The organism is Fimbriimonadaceae bacterium (assembly GCA_023957775.1).
Lineage (GTDB): Bacteria > Armatimonadota > Fimbriimonadia > Fimbriimonadales > Fimbriimonadaceae > JAMLGR01.
The window spans coordinates 139,202-158,519 of sequence record JAMLGR010000002.1 but is presented as its reverse complement, the minus strand read 5'-3'; the positions used below and the strand labels follow the sequence as shown (position 1 = coordinate 158,519).

The 19,318-nt window shown below is 64.6% G+C and carries 14 protein-coding genes, 1 rRNA gene and 1 other RNA gene; 9 read left to right on the top strand and 7 right to left on the bottom strand.

Going from position 1 to position 19,318, the window contains the following annotated elements; all coding sequences use genetic code 11:
* Positions 1 to 2 precede the first annotated feature (2 nt).
* Positions 3 to 425, top strand: coding sequence for a hypothetical protein (locus M9921_02315; GenBank protein MCO5295668.1), 423 nt, complete (start codon positions 3 to 5; stop codon positions 423 to 425).
* A gap of 19 nt (positions 426 to 444) precedes the next feature.
* On the opposite strand, the gene rnhC is transcribed toward M9921_02315, so the two are convergent.
* The 3 genes from rnhC to M9921_02300 all read right to left on the bottom strand — a co-directional run bounded on the left by rnhC (position 445) and on the right by M9921_02300 (position 5,788).
* Positions 445 to 1,080 carry a ribonuclease HIII gene (gene rnhC / locus M9921_02310; protein MCO5295667.1) on the bottom strand — a complete coding sequence of 212 codons (636 nt, stop codon included), beginning with the start codon at positions 1,078 to 1,080 and terminating at the stop codon, positions 445 to 447.
* Between the two features lie 26 nt (positions 1,081 to 1,106).
* Complete coding sequence (locus tag M9921_02305; GenBank protein MCO5295666.1) at positions 1,107 to 2,417, bottom strand: hypothetical protein; 1,311 nt, start codon at positions 2,415 to 2,417, stop codon at positions 1,107 to 1,109.
* Positions 2,418 to 2,608: 191 nt separating this feature from the next.
* Positions 2,609 to 5,788, bottom strand: a complete 3,180-nt coding sequence (locus M9921_02300; protein MCO5295665.1) for a PDZ domain-containing protein — start codon at positions 5,786 to 5,788, stop codon at positions 2,609 to 2,611.
* Positions 5,789 to 6,022: 234 nt separating this feature from the next.
* Here M9921_02300 and M9921_02295 point away from each other — a divergent pair, with 234 nt between their 5' ends.
* Positions 6,023 to 6,682: a 50S ribosomal protein L25 gene (locus tag M9921_02295; GenBank protein MCO5295664.1), complete on the top strand. Its 660-nt coding sequence runs from the start codon at positions 6,023 to 6,025 to the stop codon at positions 6,680 to 6,682.
* Positions 6,683 to 6,968: 286 nt separating this feature from the next.
* Positions 6,969 to 7,321: a transfer-messenger RNA gene (gene ssrA, locus M9921_02290) on the top strand.
* 16 nt (positions 7,322 to 7,337) lie between these two features.
* Here ssrA and M9921_02285 read toward each other — a convergent pair.
* Positions 7,338 to 9,689, bottom strand: a complete 2,352-nt coding sequence (locus tag M9921_02285) for an MFS transporter (GenBank protein ID MCO5295663.1) — start codon at positions 9,687 to 9,689, stop codon at positions 7,338 to 7,340.
* Between the two features lie 38 nt (positions 9,690 to 9,727).
* Between M9921_02285 and M9921_02280 the strand changes: the two genes are divergently transcribed.
* Positions 9,728 to 10,171 (top strand): response regulator, encoded by a 444-nt coding sequence (locus M9921_02280; GenBank protein ID MCO5295662.1) that lies wholly within the window; start codon positions 9,728 to 9,730, stop codon positions 10,169 to 10,171.
* A gap of 28 nt (positions 10,172 to 10,199) precedes the next feature.
* Here M9921_02280 and M9921_02275 read toward each other — a convergent pair whose 3' ends face one another.
* A complete protein-coding gene (locus tag M9921_02275; protein MCO5295661.1) occupies positions 10,200 to 12,383 on the bottom strand; it encodes a fused MFS/spermidine synthase in 2,184 nt (727 codons plus the stop codon).
* Positions 12,384 to 12,732: 349 nt separating this feature from the next.
* On the opposite strand from M9921_02275, the gene M9921_02270 reads away from it, so the two are divergent.
* A 16S ribosomal RNA gene (locus M9921_02270) occupies positions 12,733 to 14,241 on the top strand.
* A 184-nt stretch (positions 14,242 to 14,425) separates the two neighbouring features.
* Here the strand turns inward: M9921_02270 and M9921_02265 are convergent.
* Positions 14,426 to 14,896 (bottom strand): hypothetical protein, encoded by a 471-nt coding sequence (locus tag M9921_02265; GenBank protein MCO5295660.1) that lies wholly within the window; start codon positions 14,894 to 14,896, stop codon positions 14,426 to 14,428.
* 47 nt (positions 14,897 to 14,943) lie between these two features.
* Positions 14,944 to 15,720, bottom strand: coding sequence for a PEP-CTERM sorting domain-containing protein (locus M9921_02260; protein ID MCO5295659.1), 777 nt, complete (start codon positions 15,718 to 15,720; stop codon positions 14,944 to 14,946).
* 170 nt (positions 15,721 to 15,890) lie between these two features.
* On the opposite strand from M9921_02260, the gene M9921_02255 reads away from it, so the two are divergent.
* The 4 genes from M9921_02255 to M9921_02240 all read left to right on the top strand — a co-directional run bounded on the left by M9921_02255 (position 15,891) and on the right by M9921_02240 (position 19,317).
* The gene (locus tag M9921_02255) at positions 15,891 to 17,246 is read left to right on the top strand and encodes a replication-associated recombination protein A (protein ID MCO5295658.1); all 1,356 of its coding nucleotides are present in this window, start codon (positions 15,891 to 15,893) and stop codon (positions 17,244 to 17,246) included.
* An 81-nt stretch (positions 17,247 to 17,327) separates the two neighbouring features.
* Positions 17,328 to 17,738 (top strand): hypothetical protein, encoded by a 411-nt coding sequence (locus tag M9921_02250; GenBank protein MCO5295657.1) that lies wholly within the window; start codon positions 17,328 to 17,330, stop codon positions 17,736 to 17,738.
* A 14-nt stretch (positions 17,739 to 17,752) separates the two neighbouring features.
* Positions 17,753 to 18,229 (top strand): hypothetical protein, encoded by a 477-nt coding sequence (locus M9921_02245; GenBank protein ID MCO5295656.1) that lies wholly within the window; start codon positions 17,753 to 17,755, stop codon positions 18,227 to 18,229.
* Complete coding sequence (locus tag M9921_02240) at positions 18,226 to 19,317, top strand: hypothetical protein (protein ID MCO5295655.1); 1,092 nt, start codon at positions 18,226 to 18,228, stop codon at positions 19,315 to 19,317. Before M9921_02245 ends, M9921_02240 begins: the two co-directional genes overlap by 4 nt.
* The last annotated feature ends 1 nt before the right edge of the window (position 19,318 follow it).

The window sequence follows — 19,318 nt, the reverse complement described above, 5'->3', positions numbered from 1 at the left end:
CCATGAAAACGAATCGCAAACTCATCCTCGCCCTTGTCGGAGCCTTGGCCCTGTCTACGGCGGCGGCCCCTCAACTCAAGCAGTTGATCAAAGTCGTCGGCATCGGCGCCGCCGTCAAGCAGTTTGGTCCCCAGATCAACTCGACCATCAACAAGGCGACGAAGCACGAGGACACGAAGGCCTCGGCCACCAAGGTGGTGCCGATCCTGAGCGTCGGCTCCGGCAGCGGCGCGATCGGCGCCGCTCAGGTGATGGGCGCCAAGGAGTCCGTCGATAAGGTGCAAGCCGTCGCGCAGATCGAGGGGGGGCTGTTTGGAGAAGTGCGTTTCCGCGCGTTGATTCCCGTCGAGAGCAAAGATGTGCTCAGCAACATCCGCCGAGTGGACGGTGTAGGCGTGAGCGGCATCGTCGACTTGAAGCTGTAGGAGCTGCGGGTACCGGGCGTTATCTTTGAGCGGCCGCCAAGACGTTGGCGGCCGTCTTGAAGTGCATCTTGGCGACGTTCTTCAACGCGTCCCGGCCGTGGGCCTGGACGTAGCGGACCCCGGCGTCGATCACGGGAGACGTGGCGCCTTTGGGAAGCGCGACGCCGTACTGCTCGCCCAAAGACCGGAGCTTCCAGAGGAACTCCGCCCGGGCGAGAATCGAAGCGGCGGCCACGGCGATGTCGCTCTCGGCTCGGACCATCGAACGCAGTTCGACTTGGCGGCCCCTTTCGAACAGGGCTCGGCGCAGGCCGGCCGGATCGGCGAACTGGTCGGAGATGACGAGCTGGCAAGGCGCAAGCTCGAGCACGTTCTCGATCGCCCGCGCATGACCCCATGCAAGCAGCTTGTTGAGGTTGCGGAACTTCTCGTACAGCTCGTTGTACTTGGCGGGTCCGATGGCGATCACCGAGTGGGGGCACACGGCCTTGATCCTCGACGCGAGATGGGTCGCGACGGCATCGGTGAGCTTCTTCGAGTCCTTGACGCCGTCGAGCTCCGCGAGGTGCTCGGGCCCCACGTAGCATGCGGCGATGACCAGCGGTCCGAAGAAGTCGCCCTTGCCGCTTTCGTCCACACCGATGTGTCCATCCATAGAAGGAGCAGTGTACCGGCGGCCGATCAGACGGAGGCGGGCAAAGCCCCGTCGAGGCGCGCCCGGCCCCGCCGCCAATTGCGCGTCAGCGCCCACAGCTCCGCCGCCATGGCGAAGCTCATCGCCAAGCCGGCCGTGACGACGCCGGGCCAGCGAAGCCCGACCCCGACTGCCAAGCCCGCGACCAGGCACGCCATCGACACGACCACGGCATGAAGCCTCGCGACGGTCAGGTGGTGGGCCGTCAGCATGCCGCGCACGTAGGATTGGAGCGCGCCGAGAAACGGCATCAGCATGCCCACCATGTAGGCGAGGTGCGCGGTCGCCACCGTCTCGGGTTGGCTCCCCAATCCCCGGGCGAAGAACAGGGTGTCCACTCCCGTCACGGCGAAGAGCACGATCGAACCGCTGGTTGCCAGGCCCACGTGGATGCAGAACCGGCGCAGCACGGCCGCGGAAGCCGAGTCGCGGTAGAGCGCGACGACCACCTCCGGGAGGGCGAACACGATCGTGCGGTGGAGGAAGAGGACCGTCGTCGCCACCTGCCACGCGGCCAGCGAGAGCACCGAGTTGGGTGCACGGGCCAGTGCGGCGCTGATCACCAATCCCGACATCAGCATCACCATCGTGGTGGCGGTGAGAGGCAGGTGGAACTTGGCGACCCTCTGCATCGTGAGATGCGCCTCGTCGGGCCGCTCGGGATGGTCGAGCGACTGGGCGACGGTCTTTCGACTGACCAGGTGGATGAACAGCGCTTCCGCGGCGACCGCGCAAAGGAGGGAGGTGGCCGCGATCGGAATCCCCGGCCACTCCGTCGCGTGGAACAGGATCCATGCGGCCGTGGCCATCATGGCCACGCGGACGCCGGTCCCCCAACCGATGAGCCGCGTCTGGCCGTGGCGAATGAGGACGCCCTGAAGGTACCGCCTCCATCCGATGAGTCCGCTCCACGGGATCATGACGATCATCCCAAGGTGGGCCGCCGCGGCCACGTCCGGGGGCAGGTCGAGGATCGAGCGGGTGACGAAGCCGTACAGGGGCGTGGCTGCCAAAAGGAAATGCACGCACGTCACTGCGGCGATGACCCATTGCACGAAGCGGGTCAAGACCACGAAATGTTGGCGGTTCCTGGCGAGGGTCGTCGCCGTCGAGAGAAGGTCGATCACCGGGCTCTCGATCCAGAGAGCAAGGCTCATCAGGACGAAGAAGGCCGCCGTATTCACCTGGCTGTCGGGCCGCCGTGCGATCAAAGCGACCGAAACCGGCCCTTCCACGGCCATGAACATCCAAGACAAGGCAAGGGGCCGGTAAAAGCGCAGGACAAGACTCTGCGTCAAAGGTGGATGAGGGCTCGCGCCGGACTCAGCAAGATCGGTGGGAGCGGCCAAGGGCAAGCAAAGAATACCCCTGACCAGGCTCCCAAGCCCCAAGCCCCAAGCCCAAGGCCCAAGCCCCAAGCCCCAAGCCCCAAGCCCAAGCCCCAAGCCCAAGGCCCAAGGCCCAAGGCCCAAGGCCCAAGGCCTAACGACTAGCTCCCGCCGCCGCCTCCGACACGCGGATACCCTTTCGGCTCCACGTACTTCACCGACCCTTTCTTGAGTTGCTCCATCAGGTACTCCACGGCCTTCGCAAGCTGCGGGTCCTGTCCCTTGGCCACGAGGTCGGGGCGTGCGTCCACCTCGATGTCCGGCGTCACGCCCGTGTTCTCGGCGATCCACTTGCCGGTCTTCACGTCGTAGATGCCGAACTCGGGCGAGGAGAGGAAGCCTCCGTCGATCAACGGCGCGCCGCCTTGGATGCCCACAAGCCCGCCCCAGGTGCGCGTGCCGATCAGCGGACCCATCTTCGCGTTCTGGAACAGCCACGGGAACATGTCGCCGCCCGATCCCGCATACCCGTTGATCATCATCGCCATCGGGCCTTGGAACGTCTGGGTGGGGAACTTGATGTCCTCGCCGTTGCGCTGCTTGAGCGCGGTCGCCACTTGGCGCCCGAGGCGCTCGATGAAGAACGTCGGGATCATTCCGCCACCGTTGAAGCGCTCGTCGATGATCATCGCCTGCTTGTCGCTCTGCGAGTAGTAGCCTTTGATGAACTCGATGACGCCGGGCATGGACGTGTCCGGCACGTGCATGTAGCCCACTTTGCCCCCGGTCGCTTCGGAGACCCAGCGGCGGTTGGCCTCGACCCACTCGATGTAGCGGAGTTGGCCCTCGCTGGCGATCGGGTGGACGCGGACTTCGCGCGATCCCTCCATCCCCGGGCGGTCGTTGACGGTGAGCGTCACGGTCTTGCCCGCCTTGTTCACGAGCAGCGAGTCCGGATTGGTGTCGGCTCCGAGAGGCTTGCCGTCGATCGCCAGCAGGTACTCACCCTCTTTGATGTTCACTCCGGGCTCGCCGAGGGGGCCGCGGCGACTCTCGTCGAAGTTCAGGCCGTAGTAGATCTTCTTGAATCGGATCTTGTTGGCGTGGCTCTCGTAATCGGCGCCAAGCTGGCCCGTGGGGATCGGCGGGGGCCCGTCGCCCATGTCGCCTCCCCCAACGTACGCGTGGGACGTTCCCAACTCTCCGATCATGAGGCCGATCACGTAGTTGAGGTCGTTGCGGTGCGCGACGTAGGGCAGAAGTTCGGCGTAGTGCTTGCCGATGGCGTCCCAGTTGAGTCCCAGCATCTCCGCGTCGTAGAAGTGGTCGCGCTCGTAGCGCCAAGCCTCCCAGAAGATCTGCCGCCACTCGGCGCGCGGGTCGATCACGGCTTCGACGCCCGAGACGTTGACCTTGCCATCCCCCAGCTTCTGGCCGGGTCGGGCGTCGATGATTCCGATCACGCCGCCACCTTGATAGGCGAGCTTGGTGCGCTTTGCGTTGAACGCCAATGAGGACGCTCCGGCGATGATCGGGGACGCCTCGCGGCTTCCAAGGTCGAACTTCTGGAGGGTGCGGTCGCTGAAGAAGTAGACGCCGTTGTTGGCGCCGACCACCGCGTTGTACGTGCCGGGAGGCATGGGCAGTGGCAACACCCTGGCCGCGAGGCCGTCGAGGTCCACCTTCATTCCTTCGGGCTTCTCGTTGCCCCCCTCCTCCTTCTTGCCATCGTCACCTGCCTTCTCCTCGTCGGAAGGGGGTACCAGGGGGTTGGACTCGTCCTTGGAGAGCGTCATCAGGTAGACGCGCTGCGAATTCTCCATCTGCATGATGAATTCGAAGTCGCCGGGGGTCGGAATGAAGGTCCGGCCGGAAATGAGGTAGAGGTACTTGCCGTTGAGGTCGAAGCTCACCGCCTGGTCGGGGAAGTAACCCTCGGTGACCTTGTGCGACGTGCCGGTTGCGACCTCATAGAGATAGAGCGCACCGAACAGGTTCTCCCCGTTGGCGATGTAGGCGATCCAGTTGCCGTCGGGCGACCAGTCGTACGGCGGCGTTCCCCCGAATCGCTCGGCGAAGATCTCCTGGCTTGACTTGGTCTTCGGATCGAGCAGGTAGACCTGCCCTTTGACGGTGGAGAAGCTGATCTTGTCGCCCTTGGGCGACCAGCGGAACGCTTGGATGCGGTTTGTCTTCTCGTCGCTGACCTGGGTGGCGGGTCCGCCCATCTGGGGGCGCGTGTAGATCTGGACCTCGCCCGACTCGTCGCTCATATAGGCGATCGTCTTGCCGTCGGGCGACCAGTCGGGAGCTTGTTCCCGGGCTCCGGGAGTCTCCGTCAGGTCGCGCGTATCGCCGTGCTTGGCCGGCACGCTGAAGATCTCTCCACGGGCTTCGGCCGCCAAGCGAACCCCCGAGGGAGAGAGCGAGAAGTTGGAGATCTGGTTTCCCAGCTCCTTAAGCTCGGGCCGGGCCGAGAGCATATCGCCGCGCACCGTCGGGGTGAGCCGTTCGACCTTCTTCGACGCCAGATCGTAGTCGTACAGGTAGCCGTCCCGCTCGAAGACGATGGTCTTGCCGTCGGTGCTCGGCCACTTGATATCGGCGTCGGTGAACTTGGTGAGCTGCTCGGTGCGCTTGCTCTTGGTGTCGTAGGCATAGAGGTTGACCGTGCTCTGGTTCTTGTCGCTGATGTAGTAGATGGTGTCGCCCACCCACATCGGCTCCCAGCTGTTTTCGCCGGCCGAAGGAATTTCGCTGTACGTCTGGGAGGGGAAGTCCCAGAACGAGATCTTGCCTTGGGACCCGCCTCGGTAGCGCCTCCAGTTGAACGCGTGCGAGCCGAAACGGTTGTAGGCGGCTTTGCGCCCGTCGGGGGAGTAGGAGAGGTCGGAAACCTCGATGAGATCGGTGGAGATCGGGAGACCGCCTTTGGGGTCCACGAGCCACAGGCGCTGCTGGCGGTTCGTGAAGCTGCCGTAGGTGGAGGCGTAGGCGATTTTGCCGTCGGGAGTCCAGTTCAGAACGATGTCGGTGTCGGGTTCGAACGTGAGCCGCACAGGCTCGCCGCCCTCCGCGGGCATCACGTAGACGTCCGCATTCCCCTCGTAGGTGCCCGTGAAGGCCAGCCACTTTCCATCGGGCGAGAAGCGCGCCCGCGATTCGCCCCCGAAGTGCGACGTGAGGCGACGCGCGAAACCGCCGTCCTTCTTCGACGTCCAGAGGTCGCCCGCGAACGTGAACACGACGGTGTCGCCGTGGACCGCGGGAAACCGCATCAGCCTCATGTCGGCGGTGCCGAACTGCACGGTGAGGGCGAGAGTCAGTGCTTGAATCAACATCGGTCTTGGTCACTCCCTGGGGCACGAGGGCCACACTGCCCGATTATGACGGACGGCTCGGTTTCGACCGGGCACTTTGCCCCTGAAAGTGTCGATCGAGCCGCCCCGCGGAATTCCCTTCCCGTCGCGATGGCCCGATGGAAGAGGCGTCTGCGAGCCGATGCCGCCTTCCGGGGTAAAATCCGCTCTCGTTGCCCGCGCCGATCGTGCGAGGCTGGACCAGGAGCTTTTTTGATGTCTGTTTTGAATGTGACCCCGAGGGACGGGACCAAACCGCACGCCCTCCGCCGAGAGGGCAAAGTGCCCATGGCGCTGATCGAGCGTGGGAAGGACCACCTTATGATCCAGGCGGACGCCGCCGAGCTGCGCCACGCGCTGGCGCACGCCTCCGGCACCGGAATGTTCGACTTGGTGATCGAGGGCGAAAAGAAGCCGCGCAACGTGATCGTGAAGCAGGTGGACCACGACGCGATCAAGCGGGCGATCCTCAACGTCACCGTGATGCAGATCAAGATGGACGACCTGATCACCGTCGATCTGCCCGTGGTTCCCGTGGGCACGCCGCCGGCCGTGGAAGAGCACGTGGCGATTCTCAACCACCCGACGACCCACGTCACCGTCCGCGCGAAGGTGTCCGACCTTCCCGACCACATCGAGGTGGACGTCGCGGGAATGGAGGTCAACACCACGATCATGGCGGGCGAGTTGAAGCTGGCGGAAGGACTCGAACTGATGAGTTCGCCCGAAGCCACGCTCTTCACCTGCACGCCGCCCCCGGTGGTGGTCCTGGAAACTCCGACCGAAGAGGAGGAGGGCGAACCCGAACTGCTCGGCGAAGAGACCGAGGAGGGAACGACCGAGTCCGCCGAGGCCTCTTCGACCGAATCCGAGTAGCGGCGGGCCTGCGCGGACCGACGCGCAGCCCAAAAGGGTGCCATGCCCGCTTGGCGGGCATGCAACTGTCGAACCCACGCCCGTCCAGCGGGCGTGGCACGCTGGTAAGGCCCATCCGACTCCCATCTCCGGTCTCCCACCCGTCTCCCGATTCCCGTCTCCCGACTCCCGATTCCCGATTCCCGATTCCCGTCTCCCGACTCCCGTCTCCCGATTCCCCCTTGCGTGAAACTCCCCGCGTGAGGAACCACGAACCGCCCGCCGACGTTCTATACTAATGACAACTGGGGGCGTCAGGGTTCGACAGAGCCGGATCAACCTTTCGTTGCGAGCCGAGGCGCCGTTGGCCTCGTAAAAAGCGGCAAAAAAAGTAACTGCGAATAACAGCTACGCTTACGCGGCTTAATTGACCGCGCGTCCCCTTTGGCCGAGCCGGTAGGCCGAAGTCGGGGTGTCAAACAAATCCGGATCGTCGGGCGAGCTTCTGTTCGGAGCGAACCCGCCTAGAACAATCGAACTGGACGACCGCTCAGGCATCCCCGGCAGAGAGCGGCGTCGAGACAAAGTACAGGGGAGACGCTCGTGGTAACGGCTGGACGACGGTTTTGGAAGCGAGTTCAATTCTCGCCGCCTCCACCAGTTCTTTCGATGGCTTCTACCGGCCCGCCACCAGGCTGGCGACCAGAAAGGCCTCTTCCACCGGGTTCGCCGCCAGGTGGTGCAGGGAAGCGTTGTCGGAACGGCGGGCCAACTCGGCCAGGGCTTCGGGCTCGTTTCCTGCCGAGTATCGCTCCAGGGCAACCTTCATCGCCGGCACGGATTTGATCGCGCCGCGCAAGGCCTCGAGCAGGGCCGAGTCTCTGGCCATGCCTTCGAGAAGCATCAGCTTGTAGGCGTCGGGCTCGACGCCCAGGAGGCGCGCCACGCCCAGGAGGCAACGCCGTCGCGTCGTCATCGAGACGCCTTGGGACGCTTCGTGCAGGATCGTCGGGATATCCTCGACCGTCCCCACGCAACCCAGCGCGTAGGCCACTTCGCTCGCCGCCTCGTCGTCGAAGTACTCGAGCGACTTGCGCAGGTGGGGGGCCAGGTCCCGCATCGCCATCTCGGCCACCACCTCTGCGGCGGCGATGCGGACGCTCGGGTGCGGATCGTAGAGGGCGTCGCCCACCACGGGCTGCGCCTCGCGTGCCCCGAGCACGCGCAGGGCCTGCAGGCTGGCGCGGCGCAGGTCGGGATCGCCCGGCTCGGCGGCCGCGGCCATCAACGGGCCGATGGCCTCGGCGTCGCCCACCCGGCCCAGCGCCTTGGCTGCGGCTCGCCGGACGAGCGAACGCGGGCTCTGCAGCAGGTTCACGAGCGCAGGGACGGCCTCGGCGTGCCGCAGCTCGCCCAAGGCCTCCACAGTCTCCTCCTCCACGAGGTCCGGGTGTTCGACGACCATGTGCACCAGGGCCTCGCCGGCACTCTCGTCCTGCAGTTGGGCGAGGGCTTGTGCGGCCCGCCGGCGCACGCGAGGCGAGGGGTCGTGCAGGGCCTTGACGATCTCGTCGGCGCCCAGCGCAAACCCTTTTGAAGCCACGCGGCCGATGGCGTCTTCGCGGCTCAGGGCGTCGGAACTGCGGGTGAGGCTGCGCATCGCGCGGATGCCGCCCGGTGTGGTGCGCCGAAGGTGCTTGAGCGTCGTCCGGATGCGGATCGCCCCCTCTTCGCGGACGGGGGCGAGGAAGAACACGGCGATGAGGCGCAGGGCCATGCTGGTGGCGAAGACCCACTTGTACGCCTGATCGGCCGGTACGAACCCGCGCATGGCCGTGAGCATCGATGCTCCAAGCAGCGGCGAAACGCCGCCGATGATCGCTTGGATCCCGAGCCCGACGCCGATGTAGGTCGAGCGCTCTTCGGGCTTGGCCGTCGCGAGCAGCAGGTTGAACTGGCACAGCGCCACCCCGGCCCAGATGATGCCGACGAAGAGGTGGCTCGAGAGCAACACGACGGCGTTGTGCACGTCGCGTCCGGGGTAGCAGAACAGCCACATCACCGGAGTCAGGGTGAGCCCGAACCCGACAAGGGTGAGAATGGGCTTGTTGCCGTACTTGTCAGCCAGGAACCCCCACATGCGCGCGGAGAGCAGATTGCCTGCGGCGTGCATGAACCCCGCCCCTTGGATGATGGTGAACGGGAGGTCAAGACTCTCGAGCGCGAAGGCGCTGAACAGGTTTCCCGCGAAGCTCTGGCCCGCGACGAAGAGCGCGAAGAAAAGAAGGACCTTGCGGAAGTTCGCGTCCTTGAACGGGACGCCGAACGCCCGGGTTCCCTCGCGCACCGTCTGCTTCACCGGATTCGGCCGGGGGATGTCCCGCATGCGCAGGTACATGGCAAGACTCGCGGTCGCACAGACGATCCCCAGGGCGAAGATCGTCGAGAAGCCGATCCCCTCGTTGCCGTTGCGGCGGAACCAGTCGAGAATCAAGGCTCCGATCACGCCGACGGAGGCTCCGACGCCGGTTGCGACGGCGTTGCGGCGGCTGAAGTACCAGCCGCGGGAACTGGGCGGGACCATCTCGGCCAGCCAATCGTTGTAGATCGGGCTGACGATGAGGACCGCGGCAGAGGCCGTCCCGATGCAGGTCGCGAGGATCCAGAGCTTGAGCTGGTTGTCCAGGGGAAGAAACGGAAGGACGATCAGCGGGACGTAAAGCGCCCGCCAGATGGAGCTTCCGACGAGCACGAACGGCTTGTAGCTGGGAAAGCCCCGCCCCCAGATCCCGCCCGGAATCTGCAGAATGCCGAGAAGGCTGGGAACCGCCGCCAGCAATCCGATCCAGATGTCCGAGCCGCCGAGGAACTTGATGAACCCAACGAGGAACGTGCCGGTGACGAGGGTGCCGAACGCGGTGGCGAAGCCGACATCGAGGTTGGCCATCCGGAGCGTGCGCAGGTTGTCGAGCCGGCTGGGCTCGCTTTGAAGCCCCGGGTTTTCGACGCGCGCGCTCGGACCTTCCATGGCGGTGCACTCATTGTGGCAGGGCTATACTCAGGTCCATGTGTCGCGTGCTCGTGATTGACGATGAAGAGGATGTTTTGAATGCGGTCCGGCGAAGGCTGGAGCGCGAAGGCTACCAAGTGTCGCTCGCATCGAACTCCGAGGACGGACTCGAAATGATCCAGAGCGCCGAGAAGCCGTTCGACATCATCGTCACCGACATGAGCATGGAGGACCCGGATTCCGGGTTGAAGGTGCTGAGCGGCGCGTTTTCGAGGGACCTCTTTGCCGAGGTGATCGTCATGACCGCGTACGGCAATGTGTCGAATGCGGTGGAGTGCATGCGGCGGGGCGCGTTCGACTACATCGAAAAGAACTCGCCCGGCGCCGACGCCTACGAGGTGCTGGCGATCAAGATCGGGCAGGCGATGGACCGCCGCCGCCGCGACGTGCGTACCGTGGCGATGTGGGAGCGGGCCGCCCAGGCGAAAGAGAAGCACTGATCGCGATCGGGGTCTGCGCGGCGCCCAACTAGCGATCCCCTTTCGTCGGCGCGAACACTTCAAGCAGGTTGGAGAAGTCGTCCGACCACGCCTCCATGCCCGTGGGTGCGAGATCTTCCCAACCGCCGCTCGAGGGCAAGGAGAGCAGGTCGGCCGGAGATCGCGCCATGACGACCCACTTGGAGGGCTCGATCCCGGTGGACTGTTCGTCCTCGCCGATGTAGAGGTCGAAATTGAAGAGCGCGACGAGGTCCAGATCGGCCGCGGCGGCCGCAAGCACGGGGCGCAGGTCGAGGTAGCGGTTCGAAATGTGGAACGCGAGAACTCCGTTCGGCTCGAGCTTCGCCAGGTACATGCGGATCGCCTCGAGGGTGAGGAGGTGTACCGGGATCGCATCGGAGGTGAACGCGTCGAGGACGATGAGGCCGTACGCGCCGTTGGGTTCGCGCGCGAGGGAGAGGCGCGCGTCCCCGAGGACGACATCGACCTTCGCGCGCGAATCCCTGAGGAACGTGAAGAGGGCAGGGTCCTTTGCGATCCGGTCGACCTCCGGGTCGATTTCGAAATAGGTCATGCGCTGGCCCGGCACGCCGTAGGCCGCGAGGGACCCGACCCCCATCCCCACGAGCGCGACCCGGTCCTTCGTATTTGGGCCGGAGAACGTGGCGAACACCTGGCCGATCGGGCCTTGGCGGCTGTAGTACGTCAACGGTGTTCCCGGTTCGCGGAGGCTCTGAATGCCGTGCGTGGTGTTGCCGTGCACGAGGTGGTGGAACACCCCGTGCTGGTTGGTGGTTTCCAGGACCCGGTGGACGCCGAAGAAACTTCGTGCCTTCACGAGCACCTGACCCGGAGCCGCGGTGTCGACGATCTGCGCCGCGAGGAACAGGGCGCCGAGGGCGAGACCGAAGCGCAGCGGGCGGTCGACCGCGAGGAAACAGAGGATCGCCGGCACGCCGATGGTGACCGCCGAGCGCCACGCGTTGGCCTCGTATCCGGCGGATCGCCAATAGAGCGCGGTGGCGGCCGCGAACAACCCGATCGCAGCGGCATAGCCCACGTCGAGCTTAAGCGGGCCCGGAGGGCGGTCGCCGCGGGGCCTGAGAAGACATGCGGCGACGAGCGCGACCGGATACTCGGCGAGGGTCTTGAAGACGACCGGGGCGACCAGCGCATTGAACGCCCCGCCCAGCACGCCTCCCACCGCGATCCACAGATAGAACTCCGTGAGATGGGACGGGTGGGGCCGTTCAGAGGCGAGGCGGGCGTGGCACATCCACGCCGCCACGAAGAAGGTGGCGAGATGGAGCGCGCCTAGCTCGCGGATCGGCTCGGTCGCCTCGAGGACCATCACGAGGGCCAACGGAGTGGCCAGCAGGGGCAAGACGCGGGCCAGCACCGAAGGGCCCGCGAGCGTTCGCCTGGCGAACGCGAGAATGAAGGTGATCAGATAGAGCGCGAGCGGAACGACCCACAACAGGGGGACGGGGGCGAGATTCGTCGTCAGGTAGGTCGTGACGCCCAGCATGAGGCTCGAAGGCACCGCCGCGAGGGCCGTCCATCGGAGCCGATCCGCCCGGCTCGGCCCTACGGGCGCGCGTTCCAAGTCGCTGCCCTCGAGTGGCAGCGGCTTGCGGATGCCCGTCGCCGCCGCCACCAAGCCGATGCCGAGAAGAGCAAAGCCCCACGACCAGTCGACGCGTTGGGCGTCCAGGCGCAGTCGGGGTTCGACCAGGAGCGGGTAGCCCACCAGCGCGATCATGCTGCCGAGATTGCTCGCGGCATAGAGGAAGTAGGGATCGTGGCCCTCGGGGTCGCCGGTGGCGGCAAACCAGCGCTGCAGGAGCGGGGCTCCCGCGGAGAGGGCGAAGAACGAGGGGCCGACGACCACGGCCAGGAGCCCCAGCAGGAGCCACGTGGGCTCGGCTCCGCCCTGAGGGAGCCAGTCCGGGACGCCGAGCGGCAGGGTGAGGGCCGCGAGGCCGAGTACGGCGAGGTGGGCGATCGCCTGCCAGCGCGGCGTCAGCCACCGCGCCCCCAGATGGGCGTAGGCGTAGCCGAGCAAGAGCACCGCCTGGAAGAACAGCATGCTGACGACCCAGACTGCGGGAGAGCCGCCGAACCGCGGCAGCAGCAGCTTGGCGATCATCGGCTGAACGAGAAACAGGAGTCCCGCGTTGAGGAAGATGGTGCTGGTGTAGAGGGCTCGCACGGGACTGAACGCTTCCTGACGGCTTGATCGAGGTGCTCCGTCGCGCTACCAACCTAGTGAAGACGAGCCGGGGGCCCGATCCGTCTCAAAAAAGCGCCTCAGGGGTTGACATTCGGGCATCCGCCTGCCTATAATATCCCCTGTTGCCCCGCTTGGGGCCGCACGCACCTTGACAGTTGGATAGAGACGCGCGATTAAGAAGTGTTCAAACGAGAACGTTCTTCGGAACGATTCTCAACCCCGGAGTCCCAAACCCTACGAGGTTCGCCTCGGTGGGCCAGGGAATCTCTATTTTGAGAAACTCCAATATAGTCAGAAACCAAACCCTTACGGGAAATTGGTAACAATTTCTTCGGAGAGTTTGATCATGGCTCAGGACGAACGCTGGCGGCGTGCCTAAAACATGCAAGTCGAACGGTGCCTTCGGGCACAGTGGCGAACGGCGGAGTAATACATAAGCAACGTGCCCCAAAGACTGGGATAGTCGCTGGAAACGGCGGGTAATACCGGATGTGGCCCACCCTTGGCATCTTGGGTGGATTAAATGGTTTTTCGCTTTGGGAGCGGCTTATGGCCTATCAGGTTGTTGGTGAGGTAACGGCTCACCAAGCCGACGACGGGTAGCGGGTCTGAGAGGATGATCCGCTCGAGTGGGACTGAGACACGGCCCACACACCTACGGGTGGCAGCAGTTGGGAATCTTGCACAATGGGGGAAACCCTGATGCAGCGACGCCGCGTGGAGGATGAAGGATCTAGGTCTGTAAACTCCTTTTATCGGGAAAGACTTAGGACGGTACCCGATGAATAAGCACCGGCTAACTACGTGCCAGCAGCCGCGGTAAGACGTAGGGTGCAAGCGTTGTCCGGATTTACTGGGCGTAAAGAGCGCGTAGGCGGTCTGTTAAGTGTGAAGTGAAATCTCCAGGGCTCAACCCGGAAACTGCTTCGCATACTGGCAGACTGGAGGGATGCAGAGGTAAGTGGAATTCCTGGTGTAGCGGTGAAATGCGTTGATATCAGGAGGAACACCCATGGCGAAGGCAGCTTACTGGGCATCTCCTGACGCTGAGGCGCGAAAGCGTGGGTAGCAAACAGGATTAGATACCCTGGTAGTCCACGCCCTAAACGATGGATACTAGGCGTAAGAGGTATCGACCCCTCTTGTGCCGCAGCTAACGCATTAAGTATCCCGCCTGGGGAGTACGGCCGCAAGGTTGAAACTCAAATGAATTGACGGGGACCCGCACAAGCGGTGGAGCATGTGGATTAATTCGATACTAACCGAAGAACCTTACCCAGGTTTGACATCGATCGAAAGCCCTAGAGATAGGGCCCTCCCCCACAAGGGGACGTGAAGACACTTGTTGCATGGCTGTCGTCAGCTCGTGCCGTGAGGTGTACGGTTAAGTCCGCCAACGAGCGCAACCCTCGTTCTATGTTGCCAGCACTAAAGGTGGGAACTCATAGGAGACCGCCGGTGTAAGCCGGAGGAAGGTGGGGATGACGTCAAGTCAGCATGGCAGTTACGCCTGGGGCTTCACACATGCTACAATGGGCGAAACAAAGGGCAGCAATACCGCGAGGTGGAGCTAATCTCAAAAATACGCCCCCAGTTCAGATTGCAGTCTGCAACTCGACTGCATGAAGTCGGAATCGCTAGTAAACGCAGGTCAGCTATACTGCGTTGAATACGTTCCCGGGTCTTGTACACACCGCCCGTCAAGTCACCTGAATTGTCTTCACCCGAAGTCCGTGGCCTAACCGTAAGGAGGGAGCGGCCGAAGGTGAGGGGAGTAAGGGGGACTAAGTCGTAACAAGGTACCCGTACCGGAAGGTGTGGGTGGATCACCTCCTTAAGGATAAGCACTCTTGGCTGCAAGTCAGGCAAGACATATCCTGGTCGATCGCTTTGAAATCGCCGTCTCTATCGAGCTGTCAAGGTTCGCAACAAGCCCGCTTTCCCGCAAGGCAAAGCGGGCTTATTTGCGTCTGAAATGGCCCGCGGTCCACCAGCGGACGCCCCGGAGCCGAGCCGAAAACTCAAAGGCGGAGCTTGAGAGGCTTCGAGCGGAGGGTTCCCGTCCAGACGCCACGGACCGGAGGAAAGTCGGCCATCGCGTTCTTGTAGATGGCGGTGACCGTGTAATCGCCGGGCGCAAGGCCCCCGTGATCTCGCGCGGCCGCCAAGTTCACCACGGGCAGGTGGAGCCGCTCGTGGGGAGCGAGTACGACTGCCGTCGCAACGCCGCCCGCGCGTGGCGGGACCGGGGGCCGGTACTCGACCACCTTGCCGCCCACCGCTTGGAACTCGAACCAGAGAGACTGGAGGCCCTCCACATTGTTGGGTGCCCAGAGCCGGACGTTCCTCTCGCCCGCGTTCTCAAGCACGACTTCCACAGGCAAGTTGGCGAGCGTCGCGTTGGCCCCGAGCGCGAAGGACGCGATCTTCAACGCGGCCGGACCTGATGAGGGCAACGGCAATCCCAGGGCAAGCAATAAGACACAAAGCATCGGTGGGGTTGGGAGGCGCCCCCCTTCCGGCGCCCCCATCCGTTATCCTACGCCACTTTGCGGCGGCGGCGCTTGGCGGCGACTCCGATCGCTGCGGCGCACAGCGCCATGGTGCCCGGTTCGGGAACCGGGTTGTACGTGAGCTGACAGTTGGCGTCTCCGAGCGTCATCGACCACTCCCGGAAGGTGGCCGGGTTGTAGTTGGCATCGGTGGTGTTGATGTGCAACGCCGTGTTGAACATGTCGACCGTGGCCTGGTTGTTCGCCATTTGAAGCAGCGGCTTGGCCGTGACCGTTCCGTTGGCGGCGACCGTGAAGCCCCAAGAGAATCCACCCATGTAGCTCGCGGTCTTGGCCGTGTTGTCGATGCAGACAACGGCGGTGAACGCACAGAACATCATAGGCCCGAAGGGACCCCAACCGGCAGGCGAGTCGTTGAAGAACCGCCCCGAACCGTTGGCGATCCGGTTCGTGTTCGTGTTGCGGTCCGCAGCCGATCCGTACGTGACGTCGTACCACGGCAACGTGTCCCAAGGGCCGCCCGGCTGATCCGGAAGCGGATCGATGAAGTTCGGCCGGTTGATGTAGCCGGGAACGTTGTTCTTGTCCGTCCCGTCCAGGTTCTTCAGCTTGATATTCTGGATCCAGCGGACGTTGGCCGGGTCGCACCACGTGGACGACCCGAGATCCCAGTCGGCTTGGATGTTGACGCCCCCATTCCCATGGGTTGCGTACTGAGTGACATTGAGCGACTGGGCGAACCCGGCATGGGTTCCCGCAACCACGAACAGCGTGGCCAGAGCGCAACGAAAAGTCCGATTCATCTCCTTTGACCCCCCTCCGAGCGAACTCCGCTCGGATGTTGATATCGCCATTATAGGGCAACTGTGTTGAAAATGGGGGACTTATTCACCCCCAATCGTTGCGAGCGTGACGCCGACTCTTTGCGAACCTCGATTCCCAACGAACGGTCCGCTGCCCGTAAACTGTCCGTGTGAGCCAGAGCGACTTGTTCGGCGCGGACGGTCCCACGGGCTTGGAACCCGCGGGGAGCGACGCGCCGCTCGCCGCCAGGATGCGCCCGCGTTCTTTCGACGAGTTCGCTGGGCAGCGCCACTTGGTTGCGCCCGACGCGGCGTTCCGAAAGATCGTGGAAGCCGACCAAGCGGGCTCCTTCATCCTCTGGGGCCCGCCCGGCGTCGGAAAGACCACGCTGGCGGAGATCGTCGCCCGCACGTCGAAGGCGCGGTTCGTCCGCATGAGCGCGACGTCCGCAGGCGTCGCCGACCTGCGCAAGGTGGTCGAGGAGGCCCGTCGGTTCAAAGCTCTGCGGGGCGAACGCACAATGCTGTTCATCGACGAGATCCACCGATTCAACAAGTCGCAACAAGACGCGATCCTTCCCCACGCGGAGGACGGCACGGTGACCCTCGTGGGCGCCACCACCGAAAACCCCTCCTTCGAGGTCAACGCCGCGCTGCTCTCCCGATGCCGCGTCTATACACTGAAGGCCCTCGAGGACCACGACATCGCGAACGTGATCAGCCGCGCCCTCGCCGACTCGGATCGGGGCTTGGCGGGACGATGCGGCCCTCTCTCTCCCGAGGCGGCGGACCTGCTGGTGAATTGGGCCAACGGGGACGCGCGCGCCGCCCTTGGGATACTGGAGTTGTGCGCCGCGGCCGCCGGACCGGGCGTCGAGATCACGAAGGAGCACGTGGAAGGGGCCGCGCAACGGCGCGCGCTCCTGTACGACAAGGAGGGCGAACAACACTTCGACCTCATCTCGGCGCTCCACAAGTCGGTGCGGGGAAGCGACCCGGACGCCACGCTCTACTGGCTCGCCCGCATGTTGGAGTCGGGGGAGGATCCCCTCTATCTCGCCCGCAGGCTGATCCGCATGGCGACCGAGGATATCGGACTGGCCGAACCCCAAGCCCTCGCCATGGCCATGGCCACCCAGCAGGCCGTTCACTTCCTGGGGATGCCGGAGGGCGAACTGGCGCTTGCCCAGTGCGCCGTCTTCTTGGCGTGCGCCCCGAAGAGCAACCGGGTCTACGAGGCGTACCGCCGGGCGAAAGAAGCCGTGCACGAAACGCGCAACGATCCGGTTCCGCTGCACCTGAGGAACGCACCCACGGGGCTCATGAAGAAGCTGGGGTACGGGAAGGAGTACCGCTACGCCCACGATTACGACGAAGGCGTCGTCGAACAACAGAACCTCCCCGACTCGCTGCAGGGCTCCCGCTACTACGAACCCACGGATCGCGGATACGAAGCCCGCATCGGCGAACGACTGGCCAAGTGGCGGAGGATCCTTGTCGATCGGGACGCAGAACCTGGCAAATGAACGGGTGGCATCGTCCACCAGGTACGGCATGATCCACACGGCAACCTTGCCGGGAGTCCCATGCGCGTTCCAACCACATTGATGCTCGTCGCTCTTGCCGCCACGTCCATGGCGCAGGGGCCTTCGGCGTACCAAGGTTGGCAAGAAGGGTCCGCGTTGAACGGTTCGTTCGATCCCAGTCGCGTCTTCGTGTTCACCGGGCGGGTGATCGGAATCGACGTCTCGGCGCCGCGACCCGATGTGGCCCCGGGGGTTGCCGTCCTGATTCGATTGGGGGACGGTCGCTCCGCACTGGTCGAACTTGGACCCCAGGCGTATCTCCGAGAGCAGGGCCTCATGCCCCGCATGGGGGACGAGATCGACTTCGCCGGTGCCAAACTTTGGGATGGCCACGGCTCCAGCTACCTGGCCTCGCGGATGCGGCGAGGCAAAAGCGAAGCAAGGCTGAGGACCGTGGAAGGCCGCCCGCTTTGGGTCGCCTCCGCGGAGTAAACTCCCGCGTAGGCATGGAGCATTCCAAAGCGACCGCGACGCGGTATCTCACCGTTCAGGACATCCTCTGGACCAACCTGCAGGCGACGAAGGCCGTCCAGGGGTTCCGCTACGCGCCCTTGGAAGAGGTCGCGAGCTACCAGTACGCATACGGTTCCAGCAACGCACCGATCGATCGGGCGGACCGGTTCCTGATGGGCTTCTTCAAGTTGCGCCCGTTCGATCGTGGAAACGAGGCCACCGGATTTCTCGCCTGCTTCGCGTTCTTGATGCTCAACGGGATCCAACCCACCCTGCCCGATGCCGAAGGCGCAAACTGGTTGGAGAAGATCGGCACCGAGGCCGTGCAGGCCCACAAAGCACTGGAGATGGTGGTCGAGCCCGCCGAAGGCCACGCTCCCGAGACCGTCGAGGCGGCCGTGAGAACCCTCCTCGATCGCTACCCGGCGACCCTCGCCTCGCTTCGGGAAGCGACGCCGTCCGCAGTTTGAACGCGCCGGATCCTTGGGCTCCCATCCGATGGGGCCGGTGCGAGGTCCCCAACCGCCTCGTCGTCGCGCCGATGACGACCTACTCGAGCCGACCGGACGGCGTCATTTCGGACGACGAGATTCCGTACCTGCGCAGGCGTGCCGAAGGCGGGTTCGGCGCGGTGATGACGGCCGCGTGCTGCGTCCATCCGGGAGGCAAGGCCTTTGTGGGCCAGTGGGCGTGTTGGGACGATCGGTTTCTCCCTTCGCTAAGAAGGGTTGCCGACTCGATCCGGGAAGGGGGAGCCGTTTCGGTCCTCCAGATCCACCACGGAGGCAGAAGGTGTCCCTCCTTGGTCTGCGGGGGACAACCCGTTTCGGCGTCCGCCGTTCCTTTGGACGACGCGGCCGAGGTGCCGCGCGCCCTGGCCGGGGACGAAGTCGAAGAGCTTGTGGAGGCCTACGGGGCCGCGGCGGCCCGGGGCCAGGCGGCTGGATTCGACGCGATTGAGATCCATGGGGCAAACACGTATCTTCTGCAACAGTTCGTGAGCCCGCACAGCAACCGCCGCACCGATGCGTGGGGACGCGACCGACTGCTCTTTTCGGAACGCGTCAGCCGCTCGGTCCTCGAAGCGGTGGGGCCGGAGTTTCCGGTGGGTTACCGGTTCAGCCCCGAGGAGCCGCTCACGCCCGGGATCCGCCTGGCCGACACGCTCGCGTTGATCGACCGCTTGATGGCCCTTCCGCTGGCCTACCTCCACGTTTCCCTGCGTGCATGGGACCAACCGAGCCTTCATGGTGGGACCGAACCCATCCTGGCCACGCTGGCCTCGCACATCGATCGCAGAGTGCCCTTGATCGGCGTGGGCGCCATCCGTTCGCTCGAGGACGTGCGAGGGGCCATGGCCCTGGGCGCCGACCAGGTGGCTTTGGCACGAGTCGCCATCAGCGATCCCGAGTGGCCGCTCAAGGTGCGAGCGGGAGCGGCGGTGCGGCTGAGGGTTCCACGCCACGAGCCGGGAACGCTGCTCACCCTTCCCAAGGGGCTGGAGGCGAAGATCCTCTCGACCCCGGGTTGGTTCGACGTGGAAGACCCTCCCGCTTAGG

What these genes read in the sequence shown, in the direction of transcription:
- M9921_02295 (MCO5295664.1), top strand. Translation starts at nt 6,023, where the DNA reads ATGTCTGTTTTGAATGTGACCCCGAGGGACGGGACCAAACCGCACGCC.
- M9921_02245 (MCO5295656.1), top strand. Translation starts at nt 17,753, where the DNA reads ATGGAGCATTCCAAAGCGACCGCGACGCGGTATCTCACCGTTCAGGAC.
- M9921_02250 (MCO5295657.1), top strand. Translation starts at nt 17,328, where the DNA reads ATGCTCGTCGCTCTTGCCGCCACGTCCATGGCGCAGGGGCCTTCGGCG.
- M9921_02280 (MCO5295662.1), top strand. Translation starts at nt 9,728, where the DNA reads ATGTGTCGCGTGCTCGTGATTGACGATGAAGAGGATGTTTTGAATGCG.
- M9921_02260 (MCO5295659.1), bottom strand. Translation starts at nt 15,720, where the DNA reads ATGAATCGGACTTTTCGTTGCGCTCTGGCCACGCTGTTCGTGGTTGCG.
- M9921_02300 (MCO5295665.1), bottom strand. Translation starts at nt 5,788, where the DNA reads ATGTTGATTCAAGCACTGACTCTCGCCCTCACCGTGCAGTTCGGCACC.
- rnhC (MCO5295667.1), bottom strand. Translation starts at nt 1,080, where the DNA reads ATGGATGGACACATCGGTGTGGACGAAAGCGGCAAGGGCGACTTCTTC.
- M9921_02315 (MCO5295668.1), top strand. Translation starts at nt 3, where the DNA reads ATGAAAACGAATCGCAAACTCATCCTCGCCCTTGTCGGAGCCTTGGCC.
- M9921_02285 (MCO5295663.1), bottom strand. Translation starts at nt 9,689, where the DNA reads ATGGAAGGTCCGAGCGCGCGCGTCGAAAACCCGGGGCTTCAAAGCGAG.
- M9921_02265 (MCO5295660.1), bottom strand. Translation starts at nt 14,896, where the DNA reads ATGCTTTGTGTCTTATTGCTTGCCCTGGGATTGCCGTTGCCCTCATCA.